Here is a 23,919-nt window from a genome sequence, read left to right as displayed (position 1 = left end):
GGGCTGATTTTTTCATCTTAAACGGATTACTTAATAAAATAACACTTGACGGAGAATAAAAGCCATGAAAGCTACCATACAAACAATAACAAACTGTCCCGGTAAAGGATTAACAGAATAATTTTTTATCATCTCTAAAAGACTATTGTGAGAGAGAATATTAGGATTCAGATAAGACATACCCACTAAATAAATTAAGCCACAGATATGAATTACTAGCAATCCCGCGATCGCACTCACCCCTAAAGATTCTATTTTTGTCCTTGTACGAAAAGCCATCCAACCACACAAACCAGCCCCTGGAATAAAGCCTAAAACATAGCCAAAACTCGGTTCTTGCCAATAATTGAATCCCCCACCATGAGCAAAAACAGGTAACCAAAATAACCCTAAGAAAACATAGGCAAATTGGGAAAGTAACCCGGCATTTTTTCCCCCCATACAACCTGTTAATAACACTGCGCCCACTTGGAAAGTTACCCCAAGGGAGTGATAATTAATCCCTTGTTCTGACCAAAACCAAGGTAAATTAGTGATAAAGGCTTCAACAAATGTGCTGAAAACAGTCAACAATAAGCCTATTATCGCCCAGAGAAATTCATTGGCAAAAGACACCGTTGATGCTGATTTTTTAGGGTTAATAAGAGATTTTTGGTTTTTACGATTACGTTTTGTATTCACCTGGAATTGGAGCTTCACCCCCTTGCAGTCCTAAAGATTCAAGCATAGCGTGATCTTGTTCTGGCGGTTGTCCGAGAGTGGTGAGGTAATGTCCAATCAGCATAGCATTAATTCCCGCTTTTAAGCCAAGGCTTTGTAATTCTCCCATAACTGCCTCTCTACCCCCCGCATACCGTAAAATTTGCTCAGGCAAGATAAAACGGAAAATGGCGATCGCCTTTAATGCGTCAAATACATCTAATTTAGGAAGATGCCCTAAAGGAGTGCCTTGTCTGGGGTTCAATAGGTTAATAGGAACTGATTCTACGCCTAATTCCCGTAAGGATAAAGCCAGATCCACCCTATCTTCCCATGTTTCTCCCATGCCCATAATTCCGCCCGTACAGGCTTGAATTCCAGCAGATTTGAGGTTTTTGATGGTTTCAACGCGATCGCGCCAACTGTGAGTGGTAACAATGTCTGAGTAGAAGTTCTCGGAGGCTTCTAAATTATGATTATAACGGGTAACACCTGCATCTTTTAAAGCTTTGGCCTGTTCGGGAGTCACTTCTCCGAGGGCGCAACAGGGTTTAATATTGGTTTGGGTCGTAATTTGCCGCACTGTTTCTAATATTTGCTCAAATTCCCCTGATTTTGGGCTACTATATTTTGGTCCTCGTCCTTGACTGACTAAACAGAAGCGTTTGGCCCCGGCTGCTTCTGCTGCGATCGCTTGAGCAAGAATTTCTTCTGAAGATTTTAGGCCATAGATAGGAGAATCTTCACCTTGATGATGAACGGATTGGGAACAAAAACGGCAATTTTCGGAGCAATTACCCGATTTAACGTTGATAATGCTACATAAATCGACAACGTTACCGCAACAGGCTTGACGAATTTGATCGGCGGCTTCACATAATAATAAAATGTTGTCCTTGCCTTCTATTTGGGTCAGGTTTAAGGCTTCGGTTTTGTTGAGGCGATCGCCATTTATAATTCTTTGTACGATTGATTGTAACCAGTCCTTTAATGGGGCGGTTTCTTGAGTTTGGGGGGGTGAGACGGACAGTTGAACCACGATAGTCTTACCTGATACTGTTTAGAATCATGTGCATTGTATCATCTTAGGGATTTTAAGTAGAGTTGACAGTAAGAAATCTTTAAGAATCAAGATACAATGACTATAGAAGGTTATCGAAATTCAACCTATATAAATAATGTCTAATACACCGATACAAGTAACAACTGATCTTAGTCAAGTTTTAGGACAAATCAATAATAAGCTTGACAAGATAGATGCGCGTCTTAATAATTTGGAAGTTGGGCAAGCTCGTTTAGAAGAAAAAGTAGAAAGTCTTGATAAACAATTAACAATTATTAATAAAAATGTTGACAAGATTGAGTTAGAACAAAAGAGTTTAACAACAGATATTGCTGATTTAAAAGGTGCTAAATCTTTAATTATTCCGATTGTTGTTGCTGTATTAACCAGTTTAATGACACTTTTAATTAGGGCGATTCCAAGTCCATAAAAATCATCTATTGCAGGACTTTAAAAATAAGTTAATGAAATTACAAGGATTATTAACTTCAGTTAAAACATATTCACGAAATTCCTCAATCACTTTTCTACTTAACTTACTCTTACGATAAATCATGCGAATATGAGAAAAAAGTTCTTTAAAAGCATCTCTTCCGAGGTCTTCTTCTAAATCTTCCCATTTTTGGGTATATTTATTTTCAGTTTTTTGAGATTCTTCAGGACTAGAAAATTTTTGCTTTGAAATTTTTCCAATGATATCGGCTTTTAAAATATCAGTAATCGATAAATCTAAACCGCGATCATTAAGAACTGAAAAAATACGATAAGCAGAGTCAAAATCAGGGGTAGAAACAGCGACTAAATAACATCGCTGTAACAAAAATTGTGTAAGACGTATTTTTTGAGATTCTTCGGGTAATTCTTGAGCAATTCGTTGTAATAAAATTCGGGTATTGTCGATAATATTTTTTTCAGGATCAGAAAGATTCTTTACTGTCATAGTATCTACATTTTCGAGTTCCTCTGATGTTTGTATCTGTTTTTCAAAAAATTGGCAATCACGTTTTCTTAAGTATAACCGAGGACGTGCAGAATTACCCGTTAATAAATTTTCTGGTTGACAAATGAACTCATTGAGAGAATGCTGATATGTCGGAAGAAATTTTCTTAAAACAGCAAAAAGAATAGTAAGAGTTGTTAATCTTTGCTGTCCATCAACTACTTCTGATTCTGGTTTATCAATTGGTTTGATTAAAACAATATTACCCAAAAAATAAGGAGAAACTTCACTAATATCAATTTTATCATCTTCCATTGCATCAAGAAGATCATCTAACAATCTTTCTGTTTCTTCTGTTGTCCAAGCATAGGGACGTTGATAATTAGGAATATTAAAAGAAAACTGATCGCTAAAAATGTCTTTAATGGGATATCCTGCACCATCAATTTTGATTGCTGTCATATTATTTCCTTGTGAGATGTTTCTTTGATAATCAGGTTTGATGTCCTTACTGATAGTATTCCCAATTTGGTTGAGATTATTACTATGTCTATTTTATTTTTTTGATTTTAATTTATCTCTTAAATCTTAGCATTTTTTCTGATAATTGAGAGACTTTTAATGATATCTTTTTTTGAGATAAAAATTGATAATTTTTTCTTATCATTTATTCTTTGATTGGTTTATGTGTATTGAGTGATCTTCGATTTTTTGACCTTTTGTCATTTAGCGATCGCTATTAAATCCAAACTTTTCCATCTACTGACACTTCCTGCACCTGTACTCGCCAGAAAACCAAACACAGATAAAGGGGGGTATCTTAGTAAGAGTACCTATCGCAAATAGTAAACATCCGCTTCCAAGTCCAGCTAACATCAGCTTATCAACTAGGGGTTTAACTTCTGTGTGTTGAGTCATGGTGAAATCTCCTTGATTTATTCTACATTGTCTGATATAGTCATCAACCTTGATGACATTCTCAAACTTAGGATACCCACTTATTTGTACTTAATTAACAAGTCAAGAAATTTTTATAAAAAACATGACTAAGTTTTCATCAACTTGGCGTTTTATCCCACCAATAGAAGCATCAGGTATCATACAAATGTCTATAGATAACTGGCTATTTCAACAACAAGAAAAAGAAAATCATACTCCTATTTTACGCTTTTATACTTGGTCAAAACCAACTCTATCTTTAGGTCATCTACAAAAAAAATATCCTGATTTTTGGCATCATTTAATTTGGCAAGAACAACCTTTAGATTTAGTGCGTCGTCCCACAGGAGGAAGAGCAGTTTTACATCAAGATGATTTAACTTATAGTGTTATTATACCTCTTAATTATCGTAAAACTTTGGATGTTTATCAAGATATTTGTACCTTTTTAATACAGGGTTGGAACTCTCTAGGTATTCCCTTAGAATATGGATTAACAAAAAGGGGATATATTCATAATTCTAGTTGTTTTAATACGGCAACAGTCGCAGATTTAGTAACAAGTGATGGCAGTAAATTAATAGGTAGCGCACAAAGACGGGGAAAATGTTCAATTCTTCAACATGGTTCGATGATTTTGTCAACTAATAAATTATTGTTTGAAATGATATTTAATCAACCTGCTCCTTGGAATTTAACATTGATGGAGCAATTATCTGATAATTATTCAATTGAACAAATTATTGATGTTCTAACTGAAGCAGCAAAGCAACATTTTGAGATAGAATTGATAACACAACCTTTATCTGATGAAGAATGGAAAGAAATTCTTAAATATCAATCTTTCTTTTGACTGATAAATTATAAGGCTGTTAAAATTCGGTTTTGTTGGGTTTCGTTCCTCAACCCAACCTACAATCTAATAGCTAATAAATAAAATGTCTAATAACTCTAAATCTAAATTATCTCATATTAATGCTCAAGGAGAGGCACAAATGGTTGATGTCTCTTCAAAAATAGCAACCCATCGTCAAGCAATTGCCGCCGGACAAGTTAGAATGTTACCAGCAACTTTTAAAGCGATAGAAGCAGGAAATAACCCCAAAGGTGATGTATTAGGAACAGCGAAATTAGCGGGAATAATGGCAGCAAAACAGACAGCTAATTTGATTCCTTTGTGTCATCCTTTACCTCTTCATAAAATCGAAGTAACATTAACCCCTGATGAAAATTTACCAGGGTATCAAATTCAAGCAACCGTTATTACTAAAGCAGAAACAGGAGTAGAAATGGAAGCTTTAACTGCGGTTTCTGTGGCAGCTTTAACCCTTTATGATATGGCTAAAGCTTTAGAAAAATCTCTACAGATTGAAAACATTCGTTTAATCAGTAAAACGGGAGGAAAATCAGGAGATTATCAGATAATATAACCTTCATTAACCGTCTACTAAATGGGTTAGAATACCCCCATAAGCAATATGGAGTTTTTCCAAAAAAGAACTAGCAGTAATAAAGGTTACAGCACTAATGGAACCATAAGCGGCTGCCATTGCAGCCGCATTGTAATTATCTAACTTTATTTTCAGAATAAAAAAGGTATAAACAGAGACGATAAGTAGTCGGACATAAATAAACAATACTATGTTAAGAAATGTAACTAGGTTGTAACCCCTCTCCGGCGCTCCGGCGCTCCGGCGCTCCCCTGCTCACTTCACCGTAACGTTTATTTTTGTCCAGTTACTTAGATGCCATAACAATGGCGGCTAATAAAGTTAAAGCAATTTGAGTGTTAATACCACTTTTTGAGAGTTCATAGCCACCTTTAAAGAGAATTGAATAATCTTCGATTTTTTGACCTTTTGTCATTTAGCGATCGCTATTAAATCCAAACTTTTCCATCTACTGATATTTCTGCCCACAGAAGTATAGTACTAACGATGACTGTAGTGGATAGAAGTCTAAGTTTATTTGTATTAATAGTAGGGGAGAAAATCTTCTGAGGATCTAACCCTGACTTTAACTTGATCGTTCATAATAGAAAAAGAGTGACATTATTTTTCTCGCCATGTAGTGATGAGAAACTGATCTAGGCTGATATTAGGGCCAAATCAATTGACAAAAATGAAACCAAGCATGAACATCAACCAATCTACTATTCAACCCCGTTACCCCAAAAAAACACGACAAAAATGGGGTCAGTTAGTCACCAGTTGGATGCTGCTTCAATCCTTACTCATAATTACCCCTGCTTGGGGACAAACCCAAAAAGAAACCCTAGACTACAGTCAGCTATTACAAAAAATTCAAGCAGGGAAAGTCTCTCAAGTTGAAATTGACCCCAGACAAAAAATTGCTAAAGTCACTTTCAAAAATCAAGGCCAGAAGGACTCCCCCCAAATCGTTCCTATCTTCAAAAATAACCCGGAACTGATTGCTAAATTAAGAAATAACAACGTTCAATTTGATTTTCGCCCTTCTGCCGATCATTCTGCCGCCATTGGGCTAATTATCAATGTTTTTATCTTATTGATGTTACTATCCTTTGTCATAGCCATTATCCGACGTTCCGCCAACGCTTCAGGCCAAGCCATGAACTTTGGTAAATCTCGGGCCCGTTTCCAAATGGAAGCCAAAACAGGTATTACCTTTGGAGAAGTGGCAGGTATTGACGAAGCTAAAGAAGAATTACAAGAAGTCGTTACATTTCTTAAACAACCAGAAAAATTTACCGCCATCGGGGCTAAAATTCCCAAAGGAGTCCTATTAGTGGGGCCCCCCGGAACCGGAAAAACTCTCTTAGCTAAAGCGATCGCCGGAGAAGCAGGAGTTCCCTTTTTTAGCATTTCTGGTTCAGAATTTGTGGAAATGTTCGTCGGGGTTGGGGCATCTCGTGTCAGAGATTTATTCAAAAAAGCCAAAGAAAACGCCCCTTGTCTGATTTTTATCGATGAAATTGACGCAGTTGGGCGACAACGAGGAGTCGGTTATGGGGGAGGAAACGACGAACGAGAACAAACCCTCAACCAATTATTAACAGAAATGGACGGATTTGAGGGAAATACGGGCATTATTGTCATTGCGGCTACCAACCGCCCCGATGTCCTCGATATGGCTTTATTACGACCCGGACGATTTGACCGACAAGTAATAGTAGACTATCCTGATCTCAAAGGCAGACACGGAATATTGGAAGTCCACTCCCGCAATAAAAAAGTGGCCGAGGATGTCTCCTTAGAAGCGATAGCCCGTCGGACTCCTGGGTTTACGGGGGCAGATTTAGCCAACCTTCTCAACGAAGCAGCGATTTTTACGGCCCGAAGACGCAAAGAAGCCATTACCACCCTGGAAATTAACGATGCTATTGATCGGGTGGTGGCCGGAATGGAAGGAACTCCTCTAGTGGATAGTAAAAGTAAGCGACTGATTGCTTATCATGAGATTGGTCATGCTTTAGTAGGAACCCTATGTGCGGGTCATTATCCGGTGGATAAAGTTACCTTAATTCCCAGAGGAAAGGCCATGGGGTTAACTTGGTTTGTCCCAGATGAGGAATATGGGTTAGATAGTCGTAACCAATTATTAGCCAGAATTGCCGGATTATTGGGAGGAAGGGCCGCCGAAGAATTGATTTTTGGTCAAGATGAAGTGACAACCGGGGCCGGTAATGATATTGAAAAAGTCACAAGTTTAGCCCGACAAATGGTAACTCGTTTTGGTATGTCAGAACTAGGATTATTGGCCCTAGAGAACGACAATAGTAACGGATATTCGGGATATGACGGCAGTCAAAAACCAGAGTGTTCTCAAGAACTTGCCGCAGCAATCGATCATCAGGTACGATCTATCGTTGAGTATTGTCATGATAAAGCCCAAACAATTATTCAGGAAAACCGTGCAGCTATTGATCGTCTAGTGGATATTTTAATTGATCAAGAAACCATTGAAGGAGAGGAGTTCCGTCAACTGGTAGAAAAATTCAGTGAATCTTGTGATCCCGTTTTACCTGTTTCTCTTAACCTAATTAAAAGTTAAGCTAAATTTCCCCTAAAATTAACCTAATTGTGTCGTTTATGAAATCAAACCTAAAAGTTGTTCAACCTTCGGGAATTTTTGATGGGACAAAAGCCATTCAATTCCGCCAAGAAATTACACGAGTTGTGGAAAATGCGGAAATCGTTGTCATTGATTTTAAGAATGTCACCTTTATGGATAGTTCTGGATTAGGGACATTAGTGTTATGCTTAAAGACCGTTAAAGCGGCAGGTTCTAAACTATTCCTTTGTTCCATTAATGAACAAATTCGGATGTTATTTGATTTAACTAGTATGGATAAAATCTTTGAAATCTTTCCCAATCGAGAAGAATTAGAACAGAAAATTATTAATAGTTAAGAAGCAGAAAAATCAATTTGAATAATCGATAAATCATCATCAAATTGAGCTTTTTGATGGTGGGAACTTAGGGAAAGTAAAAGTTTTTCTAAATTTCCTTGATTTTCTTGTTGATAATCTTTAAGAATTCCAATGAAGTCAGGGAGTCCTAAGACAGTTCCATCGGCTTTTTCAATCTCATAAATGCCATCACTAAAGATATAAAGTCTCGACAAACAATTAAGAGATAACTCAGCATTAATATAAGTAGTATCAGGAAACATCCCGATAGGAAATCCAGGGGTTTTAAGATAATTGACAGTCAAAATATTGTCTACATTTTTTGTTAATAAAATAGCCGGAGGATGACCAGCACTAGAATAAAGAAGAACCTGAGTTTGACGATTATAAACACCGTACCAAATAGTAAAATATTTGTCATTGCGATCGCTCATTTGAAAAGCTTCATTAAGACCTCTTAAAACTTCACTAGGACGATAATAATCAACTCTATTTAAACCCCTAGAACGAAGTAAATTAATTACAGAAATAGAAGGTAAAGCTGCTCTAAGTCCATGTCCTGATACATCCAATAAATAAACCACTAAGTGATATTCATCTAACCAAAAATAATCAAATCCATCGCCACCCAGTTGACTTGATGGGATAAAACGGGACTCAATTTTAACAAATTCATCCGTTACAGGTTCCGGTAAAATAGAGCTAACATAATCAGCCGCTTCAGCTAATTCAGTTTCTAAAAGTTGCTTTTGTTCTTTTAAATCTTGACTTAATTGATGAAGTCGTAACCCCGCTCTGACTCTAGCAATTAACTCATTCATTTCAATGGGTTTACATAAAAAATCATCGGCCCCCGCATCTAAACCATTAACCCGATCTTCCACTGATCCTAAAGAGGTTAATAAAACAAAAAAAGTAGTAGCTAATTCTGGGATACTTTTAACTTGACGACAAACTTCTAAGCCACTGATTCCAGGCATGACCCAATCGCAGATAATTAAAGCAGGTTGTAATTCCCTCGCTTTATTTAAGCCCTCCTCCCCCTTACTAGCACAGATGACATCATAGCCACTGCGCTTTAAGGTACGCTCTAATAACATCCGAATGGTACGATCATCATCAATCAGCAGAATTTGAACCATAATCTGTGGTTAGTATGTCAAGAAACGTCCGAATAACAAGTCTGAGTAAATCTTAACCTTATAGTGCTTCGAGAGAAGTTGTAGAAAATAGGTTAAAATAGTAGAAACCTAGAGTCTAAGACCCCGATTGAAGAGGCGTTGAATCATTGAGTGTCCTCAAACAGATATCGTTCAAAGTAGAAAGTGACCTAAAAGCATTAGACCAAGTTTTGTGTTACTTTGACGGGATCAATCAACCCTGGATTCCTAAAAAGGATTGGTTACAGTGTCAGTTAGCTTTAGCTGAAGGCTTTACCAATGCTGTTCGTCACGCTCACAAAAATCTTTCTCAGGAAATTTCCATTGAAATAGAGATTTGCTTGAAGTCAGACAGTTTAGAAATCCGAATCTGGGATTTTGGGTCTCCCTTCGATCTCGAAGGCTTTCTTGAAGCCAATGGAAGCCAAGATAATCGCTTTGCCGGTCATGGTCAAGGCCTTCTTATCTTACAAAAAATAGCAGCCTACTTAAGTTATTGTCGCACTGATGATAATCGTAATTGTTTGCTGATTATTAAAGATCTATCGGCCAACAATACATAATGAACAATAAATAATTATCAATTGCTCGGTAAGTTAATAATGGGTAATATTTAAAATGTCTCAAATCCCTGATATTGTCTCTTGTGAGTGGCTTGCTGGCCAACTTACTAATACTCAACTCGTTATTGTAGATTGTCGTTTTCGCTTAGGGGAACCTAACTGGGGAGAACATAGTTATCTAAAAAGTCATATTGAGGGATCTTATTATTTGCATTTAGATCGGGATTTATCCTCCAGTGTCTCCCAACATGGGGGAAGACATCCTTTACCTGATATCTCCTCTTTAGCTGATAAATTAGCCTCTATGGGGATTATCGCCGGAGAAACCTTAGTAGTAGTTTACGATGATATGCGCTTTGCTTTTGCCGCCCGTCTGTGGTGGTTATTACGTTATTTGGGACACGATCACGTAGCTTTACTTGATGGGGGTTGGCCTGCTTGGGATAGCCTTGGTTATCCCCTCAGTGACCAAATACCGCAGGCTAAGTTAGGAAAATTTGTGCCTCAACCTCGTCAAGATTGGATTATGGATATTGAAGAGGTAAAGGCCTGTCAAAACTCCCCCTCAACCGTTTTAATTGATGCTCGTGACGGCGATCGCTATCGGGGTGAACAAGAACCCATTGATCCGATTGCTGGCCATATTGACGGGGCGATTAACGCCCCTTGGAAACAAGTTACTAACGAACAAGGTTATCTCTTACCCCTAGACTTACAACAAGCCCTCTGGGAAGATTATAGTCAAGCTTCAGAAATAATTGTTTATTGTGGGTCTGGAGTGACAGCTTGCGTAAATCTGTTCTCCTTAGCCTTAGTGGGGATTGAAGGGGCTAAACTATATGCAGGGGGTTGGAGTGATTGGTGTTCCTATCTAACTTAAATTGTTATGCTTGACTAAAGAAGAAAACTTTTAAGGTAAAATTTTGATTAAGTAAAATTGCTAAACTAGACTATTAATCTAATAATCTACTTCTTATTTCTATTTATACTTAGGTATTAATTTCATGGATGCTGCCCATAATTGTGTGTGTCAGAAAGATCGTCTTTCTATATTTGTTGATGGAAATAATATGTTTTATGCTCAACAAAAAAATGGTTGGTTTTTTGATCCCAGGAGAGTTTTAGAATATTTTACTAATGATCCTTATGTCAATTTAATTAATGCTTTTTGGTATACGGGATTAAAAGATTCTCAAGATCAACGAGGTTTTCGGGATGCTCTAATTAGCTTAGGTTATACCGTAAGAACCAAAATTCTTAAAGAATATTATGATGATACATCAGGTCGCTATTCTCAAAAAGCTAATTTAGATATTGAAATTGTAGTTGATATGTTTAATACAGTGGATCAATATGATCGGGTAATTCTTTTTAGTGGTGATGGGGACTTTGAACGAGCGATCGAGTTATTACGTTCAAAAAATACTCATATTACGGTGGTTTCCACAGAAGGAATGATCGCCAGAGAATTGAGAAATGCAACTGATCGTTATATTGATCTTAATGATATTCGTAATAGTATTGAGAAAAATGATGCCTGACTGACTAATTGGGGTTGAATAAGCAGAAATTCCAATTATGCCCTAGACCAAGGGTTTAACAGTGTTAAACCCTTGGTCTAGGGCATAATAGAATGAAGCGTAATAGTATAATGTTATTATGCCCAATAGAGTGAAAAATGTATCACTTACTAATAATTATTTATGAACCTAAAATTTTGTAGGGTCGGGTTGATCTAGCCTACTTGTGAGAATCGAGAAATTGTCTTAAAAACCCGCCCCTACGCCCCCTGTTATTTAGGTGGTGCTATAAATCAGGAAATACCTCTTGAACTGCTCGATAAACCAAACGACCTTGAGCGATATTTAAACCTTTACCTAAAGCGGGATCTTTTTCTAACGCATCAAGTCCGTAATTAGCCAATTTAATAATATAGGGTAAGGTACTATGATTTAAAGCTTGTGTAGCTGTCCAAGGGACGGCCCCTGGCATATTAGGAACCCCAAAATGAACGACACCTTCTTCGATGTAAGTAGGATTAGTATGAGAAGTCGTGCGTAATGTCTCAATACAGCCGCCCTGATCTACCGCTACATCCACAATAACCGAACCAGGAGCCATTTGAGCCACTAATTGCCGTGATACCAAGGTAGGGGCCCGTTTTCCCGTTACTAACACCGCCCCAATTAATAAATCGGCTGCCGGGACGACTTTCTCAATATGGGCCGAGTCACTATAAAGTAGTTCAACTCTAGAGCCAAACAGGGTTTCTAAATAGGCTAAGCGATCTACATTAATATCTAGAATTTGCACCTGCGCTCCCATACCGATGGCCATGCGTGCTGCTTCGGTTCCCACAACACCCCCGCCTAAAATGGCCACACGACCCGATAAAACCCCTGGAATGCCCCCCAATAAGACACCCCGTCCTCCTTGTTGTTTTTCTAAATATCTCGCCCCAAATTGGACAGATAAGCGTCCAGCAATAATACTCATGGGGGTGAGTAAGGGAAGTTTACCGTCAGGGAGTTCTACCGTTTCGTAAGCGATCGCAGTTATTCGAGATGCTAAAAGAGCTTCAGTAAGAGAGCGTTCGGCAGCTAGATGAAGATAAGTAAAGAGAATTTTAGTTGTGCAGATGAGGGGATATTCTTGGGGTAGAGGTTCTTTAACTTTGACAACTAAATCTTGGTTCCAAGCTTGAGCAGCAGTTGAGACTATTTTGGCTCCTGCTTGTTCATAGTCAGTATCAGGAAAACCCGCACCCACTCCCGCGTTCATTTCAACCCATACTTGATGACCTTGAGCGGTGAGTACCCGAACACTACTAGGAGTCAAACCAACCCGAAATTCTTGATCTTTAATTTCTTTAGGAAGACCAATATTCATGTAATTCCTTTAATATCCTGATTTAACAACGATTAATATAAGGAGATCGCCTGGCGTGGGCAACCTGCTAGAATCAGGGTAACTTAAATACCTCGCTTAAACAAGCTATGGTTAATCTCGCTTATAACAAAAATCGTCTTCTTCCCACCGCCGAAGAATTGCCATCTTCTGACGAAACTCCAGTGGATAATCAGTTACAAAACGACATTCCTAATCTATTACTGAGCTTATTAGCTTCAATTTGGGCAAATCGTGATGATTGGTATTTCGGTGTAGATATGGGAGTTTATTACAATCCTGACGAACCTGCGATAGTTCCTGATGGCTTTTTAGCAGTCGGGGTAAAACATGATACAGGGGAAAGAGGTAGATTGAGCTATGTATTGTGGGAAGAACAGAATATTATGCCTATTTTGTCCCTAGAAGTAATTTCCGAGAAATATAATAACGAATATGAGAACAAATTAGCAGATTATCAGGCTTTAGGGATTCTTTATTACGCAATTTACAATCCCTTTAGTGGCAGAAGAGGAAGATTTAAAAATAGACAAAGATTGGAAGTTTATAAATTAATATCAGGGAAATATGAACTTGTACAGGCTGAAAATAATCGAGTTTGGTTGCCAGAAATTGGATTAGCGATCGGTTATGAACCCGGAGAACATATTGCTTGGGTTCGGGAATGGCTTTATTGGTATGATATATTGGGAAATCGTTATCTGACGGCTAATGAAAGAGCGATGAATGCAGAGGCGATCGCTCATCAACAACGTCTGATCGCTGATCAACAACGTCTGATCGCTCAACAAGAACGTCAGGCTAAAGAAGAAGCCGAACAAAAAGCACAACGACTGGCTCAAAGACTTAGAAGGCTTGGCGTTAACCCCGATGAATTTTCTTAATGTTTCTTTTGTCTTTGCCCTCTTGGTCTAATCTTTGATTCCATCAATATCCCTAACTCCTAACCTGATAGACTGAGGCTATATTCTTCTGTTGTGCCACAGAATTAGGTACTGTTCCATGACTATCTGTACTATAAAAACAACTCCTTTTAGTGATCAAAAACCAGGAACCTCTGGACTCCGAAAATCTGTACCAGCGTTTCAACAACCCCATTATTTAGAAAATTTTGTTCAGTCTATCTTCGACAGTCTCGACGGATGCGAAGGTGCAACTCTAGTCCTGGGGGGTGATGGTCGTTATTATAACCGCGAAGCGATTCAAATTATCCTGAAAATGGCGGCAGCTAATGGTATTGGATGCATTTTAGTCGGTTGTGGCGGTATTTTTTCCACTCCTGCGGCTTCTTGTGTTATTCGTCAATATAATGCCTTGGGTGGTATTATTTTATCTGCCAGTCATAACCCTGGTGGGCCAAACGGAGACTTTGGGGTTAAATACAATGTTAGTAATGGTGGCCCTGCTCCAGAAAAGGTGACAGATGCTATTTATAACCGTACTAAAGCTATTACAGAGTATAAAATTCTCGAAGCTGCTGATATTAATTTAGATCGTCCTGGTTCTTTTAAAATGGGAACTATGGAAGTGGAAGTTATGGACTCTGTGGTTCCTTATGTGGAATTAATGCAGACTTTATTCGATTTTGACAAAATTAAGGATCTTTTGTCTTCTGGTAAGTTTAGAATGTGTATGGACTCTCTCCATGCGGTAACGGGCCCTTATGCTCATGCTTTGTTTGAGAAATATTTAGGGGCCCCTGTGGGAACGGTACAAAATGGCACACCTTTAGAGGATTTTGGCGGTGGCCATCCTGATCCCAATTTGGTCTATGCTCATGATTTAGTGGAAGTCATGTTTGGAGACAATGCACCAGACTTTGGGGCGGCTTCTGATGGAGACGGCGATCGCAATATGATTTTGGGACGTAATTTCTTTGTGACTCCTAGTGATAGTTTAGCTGTTTTGACAGCGAATGCCACTTTAGTTCCTGGTTATAAAGATGGTTTAGCAGGTGTGGCCCGTTCTATGCCTACCAGTGAAGCACCGGATCGAGTAGCGGCTAAACTAGGTATAGATTGTTATGAAACTCCTACAGGTTGGAAGTTTTTTGGCAATTTATTAGATGCAGGGAAAGCCACTCTTTGTGGTGAGGAAAGTTTCGGTACTGGTTCAAATCATATACGAGAAAAAGATGGTCTATGGGCTGTGGTTTTTTGGCTCAATATTTTAGCTGTTAAAGGTACATCTGTTGAAGAAATTGTACGGGATCATTGGCAAGAATATGGACGTAATTTTTATTCTCGTCATGATTATGAAGAAGTGCCATCTGACCCCGCTAATGAATTAATGGAACTCTTGCGATCGCAGCTTCAAAATATGCCAGGAAAGTCCTACGGTAATTATGAAGTGGCTTATAGTGATGACTTTTCTTATACTGATCCCATAGATGGCAGTGTCAGTCAAAAACAAGGTATTCGTATCGGGTTTACTGATGGTTCTCGGATTATTTTCCGGTTATCGGGAACGGGAACAAAAGGGGCAACTTTACGGCTTTATGTGGAAAGTTATGAACCGGATGCTAGTAAACATCATGTAGAGACTCAAGAAGCTTTATCTCCCTTAATTCAATTAGCAGAAGAAATTGCTCATATTAAGAAGTTTACGGGACGGGATAAACCAACTGTGATTACATAAAATCAGTAATTAGGGTGGGTAATGCCCACCCTACACTTAATAAATTTCACTGCGATGACCTACTCTAATAATAATGACTATCTGAAGATCTAGATCAAACTCATAAATCACTCGATAATTCCCTACTCTTAGTTTATAAAAACCCGACCAGTTGGCTGTTAGAGGAAGATGAGAAATCTGTGCAGAATTGCTCCTTAACCACTCAATTTTGTTGAGAATCCGTACTCGCACTGACTGAGTTAGATTATCTAAATCAGTTATTGACTCTGGTTCAAAACTAAGAGAATAACTCATTTTTCGTTATTCCGTATTTTTTATAGACTTCCTCTGCAGGAATTGTCGCCCTTCCTGCGGTGCGTTTTCCCTGTATTTCTAGTAGATTTTTCATGATCGCTTCTTGGACCTCTTTTCCCTCATCTTGGTCGCCAAAATACTGATCTAGGGTTTCATCTACGGTGTTGCGAATTAAGTTTTTTAGCTGTTGTTCTGTCAGATCTTTGATTTGCATTATTATGTCTTAACCCATGATAAATCTCCATACTATCCTATCAATTAGACAATAACAGCGCAATGGTCTCTTTCTAATCTTTAATATAACAATCTCACGAATAAGCCTATAAGTAGATGATCATAAATAAACGAATGTTTGTAGTAAGTTCCCTTTAGGGCTTAAAAGCTTTATATAATAATGGCTAAAGCCATCACTACTAACTTTTCTATTGTGATTTTGGCATTGCTGATTGATGGTATGATTTTTATTTCGCGCAAAGACAAGGCAGCGCGGTCTTGGGGTCTCCCCAAGTAGAGCGACTGCCGTGCAAAGACGCAAAGAATGGTTGTTTCATACCCTGATTCAGCAACGCCGTGATTTCAATTATGACCACCTACTTAGCGCAGTCGTGGGAAATCCATTAACGTCGGGCTAATTCTCCCGCTTTTTTAGCTAACTCTACATCTTTATTTGTAATCCCACCTGCATCATGAGTTGTTAAATCAATGATGACACGATTATAGACATTAAACCATTCAGGATGATGGCCCATAGATTCAGCTACTAAAGCGACACTAGACATAAATCCAAAAGCTTCAACAAATGACTTAAACTCAAATTGACGGTGCAATTTTCCGTCTTTTTGTGTCCATCCGTCTAATTGTCTTAAAACAGTCTGTAATTCTTGGGAAGATAGGGGCTTAAGATCACTCATAATTACCTCTTGATTGATGTTTGATAGTATGTTTGGATAAGTCGGTGAAGCAAGAATTCGCCCTGTACTTAGAAGCAATAAAATTAAACAAAGTATCAGAATTGTCCCTTTGATGTTCATGTTTAACCTACTACAGATAAGCCGTCTACAATTAACGAAGGTGTGTAACAAGAACCCGTCCATTGACAATCATTCCCTAAAGCAATCACTTGTTTAAGGGCTGTATAAACATTTCCTGCTATCATCGTATCTTTAACTCGACCTGTAATTTGACCTTTTTCAATCCGATATCCAAGATCCACATTAATCGAAAAGTCTCCCGAAATATCACTACCGTCTCCTAACATTTGATCGACGATAATTCCTTCATCTAATCGGCTGATCAAGTTGTCTAAAGATGTTGTTCCCGACTCTAGGATCACATTAATCAAACTAGGAGTAGGATAACGTCCTAACCCTGGTCTAAACCCATTTCCTGTACTCTGAGTACCTAAAGTGCGGGCAGTCGTGCGATCGCTGTAAAATTGTTCAAGTCGGCCTTGAGTAATTAAAGATAGGGTTTGAGTGGGGGTTCCTTCATCATCAAAGGGACAGCGATAAGGTTTATAATCGGGTTGTTGTGACAGGGTTAATATCTGGGAAACCACCATTTGTCCTAACTTGTCACTCCAAGGAGATGATTGTTCTAAGACTCGTTTAGCGTTGATTGCTTCTGAGACAGTTCCCCATAACATGGCTGTAGCATTAGGAGTTAATAAAATGGGAATCCGTCCGGTTGGGGGAGTAACATTATTTTGGGCCCATTCTAACCTTTTTAAAATATCTTTAATGACCCGATCCAGATTAATTTGGTTACGGCTATATTCTCCCTCATAAATGGCTAAAAAATCCTCTCCTCTGACCCATTCTACTCCCAAATAATAATTGATTGAGGTATCTTCATATTGACAATGAAGTCCTTGAGAATTAATTAATAGGGTGGTATCTACTTCACAGCTAAACTCCCCACTACAGAGAATATCGGGGTAAAACTCTCGCAGTTTGGCGATCGCATTTTTTCCTGTTTCTACTAAGGTTTCAACGGGGATAATTTCCCCTACATTGGGATAAATAGCGGTACGAGATTCACTTAATTCTATGGTTTCGGGAGGGTTCAATTGAGATAGGGCGATCGCTCTTTCGACTAACGCAGTTTCTTCTACGTCTCCATAAGCCACCGCTAACCCTGGACAACCTTCTCTCCATAACCGTAAGGCAGTTCCCTCTGACTGGGAACTTTCTAATTGTTTTAAGCGGTTGGCTTCAAAAAATACGGGATGGGATAAAGAACGAGATTGATAGACTTCTGCCGTCAAGGCCCCTGCTGTTAATGCTAATTCAATGAGTTTTTCTGGGTTGATAGTCATCTTGATTGGTGTTTATAATTAGAAATAACTATAGCGCTAGGGTAATTATATAATGAAGTATGTAAGTATCGCAAAAGCAGCACATCTTTTAGGAATTTCTCGTCAACGGGTGCAACAACTGCTCTACGCGGGTAGAATCAAAGGAGCTTTAAAAGAGGGCAGATTTTGGCAAATTCCCCTAGATAAACATGATATGCCCCAAATTATTCCCGGAACAAGGGGGCCACAGGGAACCTGGCGCAAACGTCCTCAACAAAGCAAAACATATATTCATGTCAGTCAACATAAGATTCGAGAAAACCGCAAAAAACTGATTAAGGAGCCTGTAATTTGTGTGAGACAAGGCAAAAAAGTCAATTATTGTCATCAAGTTGATATTTTAGAGGGAATATGCCGACTTGTCCTGGCGTGGGGACATAAAAATCTATAAGCTAGACTTAATCAGGGATATAGCCCGTCGTCCTCGTCGATAATAGGCGCGTTTTTCGGGGCTTAATTGCATTAATGCCTGGGCTTCAACGGTAAATAAATCACAAGAGTCAACCCAATCTTTTCCATGAAGACCGATATAAAAGTTACTGTGTCTCCGTCGCATTTTCTTGTTTTTTCTGACTCTCCCCACATATTTTGCCAATCCTTTCTCTTTAATAATTTTTCCAGAAAATGTTGCCATTGAATAAGCTAGAGTAATCAATATAATTAAGGAAGTAAGGCGATGTCCTGTTAATTTCGTTCTTTCTAAATCATAACCACCTTTCTTAAAATCCCGAAACATTTCCTCAATACAAAATCTCTTTTTATAAGCGTCAATCGTCTCATCAATACTGGTTAAATTTGTGATAATAAACCAAGCTTCTTTTGTCTCTATTCCTCTATACTTCTTTTTCCATTTCGCCACTATATTACTGCCTATAAATCCTTTTGTTTTCGTAACTTTAACTCCTTGATAAAATAAAGACATTCCTGAAGATAATCCTAAATCTTTTAGTCGCGTCCACATTTCCTTTTCTACTTCAATATAGTTGCTTTTCTTCAATCTGAGTGCATAATAAACTCTTTTTTGTCCATGTAACCATTTTGCTAGTTCAACTGAGCAGAATTCTCTATCCCCTAAGACAACTATTTTATATTCTTTTAGAAAGAGTAATATTCGGGCTAATATACTTTTCTGTGTGTCAAAGTTACTATTACCGATGTGATCTAGCAACTCAAAATATAAGGGAATTCCTCTATTATCAATTACCAGACTTACCATCAAAATATTAATCAACCCCCATTGGGTTCTATCTATGGCAATATGTAAGACATCTCCTGTACTAAATGATTGCTTTAACCACTGTTTTATGATAGGTATCCATACTCCTTCAATTGTCAAACAAGGAATCTCGAAAAACCGTTTTAACTTTTTTCTCTTACTTTCAAATAAAATGGGACTGGGAAAATAACTAGCTAACTCATAAAACCTAATTTTCCTATATACTTGCACTAATTCTATCATGATTAACAGTATTAAATATTCCGATTTTTTCAGATACTTTGTTAAATGGTTGTTATAAATTTCTGGTAACATTTTGGGTTTAGACGGCGATCGCTAAAAAAAGAACATTTTCTTTTTACCATGTTTTGCTCTTTTCGTCATCTGGTAAGGCTTTCAGGGTTTCATGTCCCCACGCCAGCGACTTGTCTATGATCCTGACCATCCTAAACCTTGTGGGGCAACGCTTTGGCTAGAAATTGACCCTTTGATTAACCTTGTTCAATCATCATTTGCTTGACGAATACTTCTGCTTCTTCTCTAGTTTTAATATCCCCGTCCAAGGTTTTAGTTAATAATTGATCTAAAACTTGTTTATACTTGGGCCCTGGTTTATATCCCATTGCTTTAAGATCATCCCCCGTTAAAGGTGCTTGAATTTTTGACCACTTAGTTAAATATTGCCAAATCAGACGACGAATTTTTTTAGGAGAACGCACTCCCACTAAGATTAAATTTGAGAATTTATAGGGATGTAATACCCTAAAAATATGACTTAGACGATCACAATTAAGTAATTTATCCTTGACCTCTGATTCAATTTTTGTGATGAGCTTGAGTCTTTCAATACTTTCTTTAGGTAAGTTTAGATTATGAGCAATTTTTGTTCTTTCTTCTTCATTTAATTGAGCAATTAATATTTCTAATCTAATTAACCAATGTTCTAACTGATTATAAGGGTCAAGATATTGTAACCAGCGAGAAATACAGCGAATTTGCCACCATGATGACTCATCTAACACAATCTCAGAATGTAAACAATGCAACGCATCTAAATGAGCCAATAACTTAAGGGCTGGTTGCCAATAATGAGAATCTAAAATATATTTTAACTCAGCTTTTAAGCGAGTTGTTAAAGCTGGAGTCGGATGATTTTCTAATCGTAATCGTTCATAAATACCACTGTCAATAGCATAACGAATATAATCTTCTGTTTGAGGTTCAAGTTCAAAATTCAAACGAACAGCAAAACGAACAGCCCGATAAATACGAGTTGGATCTTCAATAAAACTATTGGCATGAAGTACCCGAATTTGACGCGATCGCAAGTCGATCATTCCTCCAAAAAAGTCTAATAATTCCCCTTCTCTGGGGGGAGTTAACCTCACTGCTAAGGCATTAATTGTAAAATCTCTACGATACAAATCCTGACGAATGGAACTAGCTTCTACTTCTGGATTAGCGGCAGGATAGGGATAAAATTCTGTTCTAGAGGTAGCAATATCAATCCATAATGACCCTAATTCTGGATCTTTATGCCACAATAAAGCAGCAGTTTGGAACTCTCCATGCACTGATAAACGGGCATTAGGGAACATTTTTTGAATAATTAAAGCTAATTCTACTCCGGCTCCCACCTCAACAGAGTTATGAAATCCATCTACTACTAAATCAATATCTTGAACCAACAAAATATCCTGAGTTTCTGTTAATAGTAAATCTCTGACTGCCCCTCCTACAACATATAAATGCCAACCTCGTTTTTGAGCTTCCGTTGCGGCTAACTGTAATAATTTCCAAATTGGGGCAGCTAAGCGATCGCGGATAGCAGGTAACAAACAAGAAATTACAGGAATTCTCTTACCATTTTCATCTTTTTTATCGCCTCGTTCCTGATGAATTTGTCTTAAAACATCTGTGCGAGTGACAATTCCTAATAACTTATCTGCTTCAACAACGGGTAATCTTCCCACATCATATGTCACCATAATTGACTCAATATCAGGTAACAAAGTATCAGGAGTAATAGTTTTTAACTGTCGAGTCATATAACCTTTAACGGGAGCATGACTAAACCCATGATGTAAAGCTAAATCTAAATCTCTACGAGAAATAATTCCCACTAAACAATCATTTTCATCAACCACTGATAACCCAGAATGTCCATAACGAAATAAGACTCGTTGTGCTTGTTCTATGGTGGTTTCAGGACGAATTGTTCGCACAGGAGAAGACATTAAATCTCTTGCGGTTAAGGGGTGAGGAATTTGGGCAATAAATTCGGTAACTAATTGTTTTAAAATAAGGTCTGGTGACCCATCTCGTAACATAAGAGAAGCTGCTTGAGCATGACCTCCTCCTCCATAAGATTGGAATAATTGATTGAGATTAGTTCCATCAATTCTAGTTCTTCCGATCACCGTTAAACGTCCATTATGTTCAGGATTATTATGATGTCTTTTAGAATAAGAATGAGCTAATAATAAAGCATTTTTTTCTGTTAATTCCAGCAATCTTTCTGTTAAATTAGATAATCCAGGGACAAAATTTTCTGTATTAAGAAGAACCCAGGCAAAAGTATAACCTCTAATAGTTATCGTTTCTAATTTGTCTAAAGATTCTGCTAATAACTCTTGTAATTGAGGAGAAAAACCAGGATCACAATATTCAGCAATGGTTTTAACATTAGCCCCCATTTCCATTAACCAAGCTAACCCATAAGCGTCTCGTGAAGTGGACTGAGGAAAAGTCAGAGAACCAGTATCTACATGAATTCCTAACGCCATGATAGTTGCTTCAATGGGGTTAGGCTGAATATTTTCTCTCTGCATTTTTTCCACAATTAAAGTAGTAGTAGCCCCCACAAATTCAATTTGAGTCCAAGTCGCAGGAATATCTGAAATACTATTAAGATGATGATCGTATAATTCAATGGTGTTAATATGGGGTAAATTAAACCAATCAGCCGCTTTTCCTAAGCGATCGCGTTGTTGATTATCTACTACAATTAAACTACGAATTTTTTTAGGGTTAACACTTCTTAATTCAATTAAAGCAATTTCATCCCGATGTAAGGCTAAAAAATCTCGAACTGTTGGATGGGCCCCACCCGTTAAGACAATACGACTCCCCACTTTAAGGAGAGAAAGTCCTACTGCTGCCCCTAATACGTCGAAATCTGCCGTTTGATGACATAAAATTAAATCCATAAGAGAAATGTCTACTATAAGTCGCTTCTTTGTGTATTATAATTCTTCTAATTGAGCATTAACAATTAACAGTGGAAACTCAACCCTGTAACTATGCGTCTTAACTTTTAAATCTCATTTTTGTAGAATCAATTCATAAATTGACCAAGCAATTAACAATTAAGATTTAATTTTTAAATAATCTGTTACTGTTTTAATTTTGATGATGAATTCCACTCCAGAAAGAATCGAACTATCTATTATTGTTCCTGTTTATAATGAATCTCCTAATATTGATACCCTATTTAACCGAATTTTATCTGTCTTAAACGAATTAAATTTAACTTATGAAATTATTTGTGTTGATGATGGAAGTCGAGATAATACTCTGATGAGTTTGATGAACTATCATTTGCGATATTCGTCTATTAAAGTTATTAGTTTATCCCGTAATTTTGGCAAAGAAATTGCCTTAAGTGCAGGTCTTGATTATGCTCAAGGAAAAGCGATAATTCCTATTGATGCTGATTTACAAGATCCCCCAGAATTAATTGGAGAATTAATTGCTAAATGGCGTGAAGGCTATGATATTGTTTATTGTAAACGGCGATCGCGTCAAGGGGAAACCTGGTTAAAACAGTTAACGGCTGATGTTTTTTATCGTCTAATTAGCGGTATTAGTCCCATTCCTATTCCTAGAGATACGGGAGATTTTCGCTTATTAGATCAACGGGTTGTAACGGCCTTAAAACAAATGCCAGAACGCAATCGTTTTATGAAAGGATTGTTTGCTTGGGTAGGATTTAAACAAACTGAAATTCTTTATGATCGTTCTCCTCGTTATAAAGGAATAACAAAATGGAATTACTGGAAACTATGGAATTTTGCCCTGGATGGTATAACTTCTTTTAGTTTAGTTCCTTTAAAAGTTTGGAGTTATCTTGGGTTGATTTTATCTTTACTCGCGTTTATTTATGGCTCATTTTTAATTTTGCGAACCTTAATTTTAGGAATTGATGTTCCTGGTTATGCTTCTTTAATGGTGACAATTTTATTTTTAGGAGGTGTCCAATTAATTAGTTTAGGAATTATTGGCGAATATTTAGGTCGAGTTTATCAAGAAGTTAAACAACGTCCCCTTTATTTAGTCCGAGAACTTTATGGATTAAGTCCTAATCGTATTCCCATATCTTCTTTAAAATCGGACATCAAAGATAATTGATAACTGAAATTACTTTTAATCAATCACCTTGATTACGTTCTTTTTTTGCCTCTATTAATTTGCTCACAATATCCCTGGCAATTTCTAATGTTTCGGTAATTGTTCTTCCCTGAACAACTAAGCCAGGTAAATCATCAGAAGTAGCTAAATATAATCCTTCAGGTAATTTTTCAATGTGTAATTTAGGTATTTTTTCCATAGTTTTTTGACTATCTTTTGATAAGTTTTCCTATTCTATCAAGGGACTTGGGTTAAATAAATTAATAATTGATCCCCCCTAACCCCCCTTAAAAAGCAGGGCTGTTTCATTGTTTTAAATTACCTCAGCCTAAAGGCTGGGGCTA

At 37.6% G+C, this 23,919-nt stretch carries 25 protein-coding genes and 1 pseudogene; 12 read left to right on the top strand and 14 right to left on the bottom strand.

The features are described 5' to 3' along the window. Nucleotides 1–30: 30 nt before the first annotated feature. Nucleotides 31–681 (bottom strand): biotin transporter BioY, encoded by a 651-nt coding sequence (locus tag AsFPU1_RS07555; RefSeq protein WP_124973542.1) that lies wholly within the window; start codon nt 679–681, stop codon nt 31–33. Further along, on the bottom strand, nt 665–1,738 hold the full coding sequence (bioB, locus tag AsFPU1_RS07550; RefSeq protein ID WP_124973540.1) for a biotin synthase BioB: 1,074 nt from the start codon (nt 1,736–1,738) through the stop codon (nt 665–667). The genes AsFPU1_RS07555 and bioB overlap by 17 nt, the downstream gene beginning before the upstream one ends. Before the next feature lie 139 nt (nt 1,739–1,877). Between bioB and AsFPU1_RS07545 the strand changes: the two genes are divergently transcribed. Next, nucleotides 1,878–2,192: a hypothetical protein gene (locus AsFPU1_RS07545; RefSeq protein WP_124973538.1), complete on the top strand. Its 315-nt coding sequence runs from the start codon at nt 1,878–1,880 to the stop codon at nt 2,190–2,192. 3 nt (nt 2,193–2,195) lie between these two features. Here the strand turns inward: AsFPU1_RS07545 and AsFPU1_RS07540 are convergent, their stop codons facing one another. Beyond that, nucleotides 2,196–3,164 (bottom strand): DUF262 domain-containing protein, encoded by a 969-nt coding sequence (locus AsFPU1_RS07540; RefSeq protein WP_124973536.1) that lies wholly within the window; start codon nt 3,162–3,164, stop codon nt 2,196–2,198. Between the two features lie 580 nt (nt 3,165–3,744). Between AsFPU1_RS07540 and AsFPU1_RS07535 the strand changes: the two genes are divergently transcribed. Next, the gene (locus AsFPU1_RS07535; protein ID WP_227873450.1) at nt 3,745–4,494 is read left to right on the top strand and encodes a lipoyl protein ligase domain-containing protein; all 750 of its coding nucleotides are present in this window, start codon (nt 3,745–3,747) and stop codon (nt 4,492–4,494) included. An 85-nt stretch (nt 4,495–4,579) separates the two neighbouring features. Continuing rightward, complete coding sequence (moaC, locus tag AsFPU1_RS07530) at nt 4,580–5,071, top strand: cyclic pyranopterin monophosphate synthase MoaC (protein ID WP_124973534.1); 492 nt, start codon at nt 4,580–4,582, stop codon at nt 5,069–5,071. Nucleotides 5,072–5,098: 27 nt separating this feature from the next. Here the strand turns inward: moaC and AsFPU1_RS07525 are convergent. Both AsFPU1_RS07525 and AsFPU1_RS23310 read right to left on the bottom strand, forming a co-directional pair. Beyond that, nucleotides 5,099–5,284, bottom strand: a pseudogene (locus tag AsFPU1_RS07525) (sodium-dependent bicarbonate transport family permease); the annotation flags it as partial. Nucleotides 5,285–5,378: 94 nt separating this feature from the next. Next, nucleotides 5,379–5,507, bottom strand: a complete 129-nt coding sequence (locus tag AsFPU1_RS23310; RefSeq protein ID WP_265415799.1) for a hypothetical protein — start codon at nt 5,505–5,507, stop codon at nt 5,379–5,381. Nucleotides 5,508–5,774: 267 nt separating this feature from the next. Between AsFPU1_RS23310 and ftsH the strand changes: the two genes are divergently transcribed. Continuing rightward, nucleotides 5,775–7,673, top strand: a complete 1,899-nt coding sequence (ftsH, locus tag AsFPU1_RS07520) for an ATP-dependent zinc metalloprotease FtsH (protein ID WP_227873449.1) — start codon at nt 5,775–5,777, stop codon at nt 7,671–7,673. Between the two features lie 38 nt (nt 7,674–7,711). Next, nucleotides 7,712–8,032 (top strand): STAS domain-containing protein, encoded by a 321-nt coding sequence (locus AsFPU1_RS07515; RefSeq protein ID WP_124973530.1) that lies wholly within the window; start codon nt 7,712–7,714, stop codon nt 8,030–8,032. Here AsFPU1_RS07515 and AsFPU1_RS07510 read toward each other — a convergent pair. Then, complete coding sequence (locus AsFPU1_RS07510) at nt 8,029–9,174, bottom strand: PP2C family protein-serine/threonine phosphatase (RefSeq protein WP_124973528.1); 1,146 nt, start codon at nt 9,172–9,174, stop codon at nt 8,029–8,031. The two genes, AsFPU1_RS07515 and AsFPU1_RS07510, sit on opposite strands and share 4 nt — an antisense overlap. A 146-nt stretch (nt 9,175–9,320) precedes the next feature. Between AsFPU1_RS07510 and AsFPU1_RS07505 the strand changes: the two genes are divergently transcribed. From AsFPU1_RS07505 to AsFPU1_RS07495, 3 genes are all read left to right on the top strand, one after another. Further along, the gene (locus AsFPU1_RS07505; protein WP_124973526.1) at nt 9,321–9,755 is read left to right on the top strand and encodes an ATP-binding protein; all 435 of its coding nucleotides are present in this window, start codon (nt 9,321–9,323) and stop codon (nt 9,753–9,755) included. Nucleotides 9,756–9,810: 55 nt separating this feature from the next. Next, nucleotides 9,811–10,635: a sulfurtransferase gene (locus tag AsFPU1_RS07500; protein WP_124973525.1), complete on the top strand. Its 825-nt coding sequence runs from the start codon at nt 9,811–9,813 to the stop codon at nt 10,633–10,635. 124 nt (nt 10,636–10,759) lie between these two features. Continuing rightward, a complete protein-coding gene (locus AsFPU1_RS07495) occupies nt 10,760–11,296 on the top strand; it encodes a LabA-like NYN domain-containing protein (protein ID WP_124973524.1) in 537 nt (178 codons plus the stop codon). A 265-nt stretch (nt 11,297–11,561) separates the two neighbouring features. On the opposite strand, the gene ald is transcribed toward AsFPU1_RS07495, so the two are convergent. Then, nucleotides 11,562–12,644 (bottom strand): alanine dehydrogenase, encoded by a 1,083-nt coding sequence (gene ald / locus AsFPU1_RS07490; protein WP_124973521.1) that lies wholly within the window; start codon nt 12,642–12,644, stop codon nt 11,562–11,564. A gap of 107 nt (nt 12,645–12,751) precedes the next feature. On the opposite strand from ald, the gene AsFPU1_RS07485 reads away from it, so the two are divergent. Both AsFPU1_RS07485 and AsFPU1_RS07480 read left to right on the top strand, forming a co-directional pair. Then, the gene (locus AsFPU1_RS07485; RefSeq protein ID WP_124973519.1) at nt 12,752–13,546 is read left to right on the top strand and encodes a Uma2 family endonuclease; all 795 of its coding nucleotides are present in this window, start codon (nt 12,752–12,754) and stop codon (nt 13,544–13,546) included. A 118-nt stretch (nt 13,547–13,664) separates the two neighbouring features. Further along, on the top strand, nt 13,665–15,299 hold the full coding sequence (locus AsFPU1_RS07480) for an alpha-D-glucose phosphate-specific phosphoglucomutase (RefSeq protein WP_124973517.1): 1,635 nt from the start codon (nt 13,665–13,667) through the stop codon (nt 15,297–15,299). 36 nt (nt 15,300–15,335) lie between these two features. Here AsFPU1_RS07480 and AsFPU1_RS07475 read toward each other — a convergent pair whose 3' ends face one another. From AsFPU1_RS07475 to AsFPU1_RS07460, 4 genes are all read right to left on the bottom strand, one after another. Next, on the bottom strand, nt 15,336–15,593 hold the full coding sequence (locus AsFPU1_RS07475) for a type II toxin-antitoxin system RelE family toxin (RefSeq protein ID WP_124973515.1): 258 nt from the start codon (nt 15,591–15,593) through the stop codon (nt 15,336–15,338). Then, nucleotides 15,577–15,807, bottom strand: a complete 231-nt coding sequence (locus tag AsFPU1_RS07470; protein WP_124973513.1) for a hypothetical protein — start codon at nt 15,805–15,807, stop codon at nt 15,577–15,579. Before AsFPU1_RS07470 ends, AsFPU1_RS07475 begins: the two co-directional genes overlap by 17 nt. Nucleotides 15,808–16,210: 403 nt before the next feature. After that, on the bottom strand, nt 16,211–16,504 hold the full coding sequence (locus AsFPU1_RS07465; RefSeq protein WP_124973511.1) for a 4a-hydroxytetrahydrobiopterin dehydratase: 294 nt from the start codon (nt 16,502–16,504) through the stop codon (nt 16,211–16,213). 122 nt (nt 16,505–16,626) lie between these two features. Continuing rightward, nucleotides 16,627–17,910, bottom strand: coding sequence for a TldD/PmbA family protein (locus AsFPU1_RS07460; RefSeq protein ID WP_124973509.1), 1,284 nt, complete (start codon nt 17,908–17,910; stop codon nt 16,627–16,629). 52 nt (nt 17,911–17,962) lie between these two features. Between AsFPU1_RS07460 and AsFPU1_RS07455 the strand changes: the two genes are divergently transcribed. After that, nucleotides 17,963–18,340: a helix-turn-helix domain-containing protein gene (locus AsFPU1_RS07455; RefSeq protein WP_124973507.1), complete on the top strand. Its 378-nt coding sequence runs from the start codon at nt 17,963–17,965 to the stop codon at nt 18,338–18,340. Here the strand turns inward: AsFPU1_RS07455 and AsFPU1_RS07450 are convergent. Then, nucleotides 18,335–19,480 carry an IS4 family transposase gene (locus AsFPU1_RS07450; RefSeq protein WP_124969650.1) on the bottom strand — a complete coding sequence of 382 codons (1,146 nt, stop codon included), beginning with the start codon at nt 19,478–19,480 and terminating at the stop codon, nt 18,335–18,337. The two genes, AsFPU1_RS07455 and AsFPU1_RS07450, sit on opposite strands and share 6 nt — an antisense overlap. 176 nt (nt 19,481–19,656) lie before the next feature. After that, entirely contained in the window at nt 19,657–22,374 is a 2,718-nt protein-coding gene (locus AsFPU1_RS07445) for a CBS domain-containing protein (RefSeq protein ID WP_124973505.1), read from the bottom strand. Between the two features lie 205 nt (nt 22,375–22,579). Between AsFPU1_RS07445 and AsFPU1_RS07440 the strand changes: the two genes are divergently transcribed. Next, nucleotides 22,580–23,575, top strand: a complete 996-nt coding sequence (locus AsFPU1_RS07440; RefSeq protein ID WP_124973624.1) for a glycosyltransferase family 2 protein — start codon at nt 22,580–22,582, stop codon at nt 23,573–23,575. A 19-nt stretch (nt 23,576–23,594) separates the two neighbouring features. Here the strand turns inward: AsFPU1_RS07440 and AsFPU1_RS07435 are convergent, their stop codons facing one another. Beyond that, nucleotides 23,595–23,774, bottom strand: a complete 180-nt coding sequence (locus AsFPU1_RS07435; protein WP_124973503.1) for a type II toxin-antitoxin system HicB family antitoxin — start codon at nt 23,772–23,774, stop codon at nt 23,595–23,597. Between the last annotated feature and the right edge of the window lie 145 nt (nt 23,775–23,919).

This window comes from Aphanothece sacrum FPU1 (genome assembly GCF_003864295.1).
GTDB lineage: Bacteria > Cyanobacteriota > Cyanobacteriia > Cyanobacteriales > Microcystaceae > Aphanothece_B > Aphanothece_B sacrum.
The sequence above is the reverse complement of the archived record's forward strand: the minus strand, read 5'-3'. Positions and strand labels throughout refer to the sequence as shown.

Coding starts and splice junctions, on each gene's coding strand:
- AsFPU1_RS07545 (WP_124973538.1), top strand. CDS start 1,878: ATGTCTAATACACCGATACAAGTAACAACTGATCTTAGTCAAGTTTTA.
- AsFPU1_RS07540 (WP_124973536.1), bottom strand. CDS start 3,164: ATGACAGCAATCAAAATTGATGGTGCAGGATATCCCATTAAAGACATT.
- AsFPU1_RS07535 (WP_227873450.1), top strand. CDS start 3,745: ATGACTAAGTTTTCATCAACTTGGCGTTTTATCCCACCAATAGAAGCA.
- moaC (WP_124973534.1), top strand. CDS start 4,580: ATGTCTAATAACTCTAAATCTAAATTATCTCATATTAATGCTCAAGGA.
- AsFPU1_RS23310 (WP_265415799.1), bottom strand. CDS start 5,507: ATGACAAAAGGTCAAAAAATCGAAGATTATTCAATTCTCTTTAAAGGT.
- ftsH (WP_227873449.1), top strand. CDS start 5,775: ATGAACATCAACCAATCTACTATTCAACCCCGTTACCCCAAAAAAACA.
- AsFPU1_RS07515 (WP_124973530.1), top strand. CDS start 7,712: ATGAAATCAAACCTAAAAGTTGTTCAACCTTCGGGAATTTTTGATGGG.
- AsFPU1_RS07510 (WP_124973528.1), bottom strand. CDS start 9,174: ATGGTTCAAATTCTGCTGATTGATGATGATCGTACCATTCGGATGTTA.
- AsFPU1_RS07500 (WP_124973525.1), top strand. CDS start 9,811: ATGTCTCAAATCCCTGATATTGTCTCTTGTGAGTGGCTTGCTGGCCAA.
- AsFPU1_RS07495 (WP_124973524.1), top strand. CDS start 10,760: ATGGATGCTGCCCATAATTGTGTGTGTCAGAAAGATCGTCTTTCTATA.
- ald (WP_124973521.1), bottom strand. CDS start 12,644: ATGAATATTGGTCTTCCTAAAGAAATTAAAGATCAAGAATTTCGGGTT.
- AsFPU1_RS07485 (WP_124973519.1), top strand. CDS start 12,752: ATGGTTAATCTCGCTTATAACAAAAATCGTCTTCTTCCCACCGCCGAA.
- AsFPU1_RS07480 (WP_124973517.1), top strand. CDS start 13,665: ATGACTATCTGTACTATAAAAACAACTCCTTTTAGTGATCAAAAACCA.
- AsFPU1_RS07475 (WP_124973515.1), bottom strand. CDS start 15,593: ATGAGTTATTCTCTTAGTTTTGAACCAGAGTCAATAACTGATTTAGAT.
- AsFPU1_RS07470 (WP_124973513.1), bottom strand. CDS start 15,807: ATGCAAATCAAAGATCTGACAGAACAACAGCTAAAAAACTTAATTCGC.
- AsFPU1_RS07465 (WP_124973511.1), bottom strand. CDS start 16,504: ATGAGTGATCTTAAGCCCCTATCTTCCCAAGAATTACAGACTGTTTTA.
- AsFPU1_RS07460 (WP_124973509.1), bottom strand. CDS start 17,910: ATGACTATCAACCCAGAAAAACTCATTGAATTAGCATTAACAGCAGGG.
- AsFPU1_RS07455 (WP_124973507.1), top strand. CDS start 17,963: ATGAAGTATGTAAGTATCGCAAAAGCAGCACATCTTTTAGGAATTTCT.
- AsFPU1_RS07450 (WP_124969650.1), bottom strand. CDS start 19,480: ATGTTACCAGAAATTTATAACAACCATTTAACAAAGTATCTGAAAAAA.
- AsFPU1_RS07445 (WP_124973505.1), bottom strand. CDS start 22,374: ATGGATTTAATTTTATGTCATCAAACGGCAGATTTCGACGTATTAGGG.
- AsFPU1_RS07440 (WP_124973624.1), top strand. CDS start 22,580: ATGAATTCCACTCCAGAAAGAATCGAACTATCTATTATTGTTCCTGTT.
- AsFPU1_RS07435 (WP_124973503.1), bottom strand. CDS start 23,774: ATGGAAAAAATACCTAAATTACACATTGAAAAATTACCTGAAGGATTA.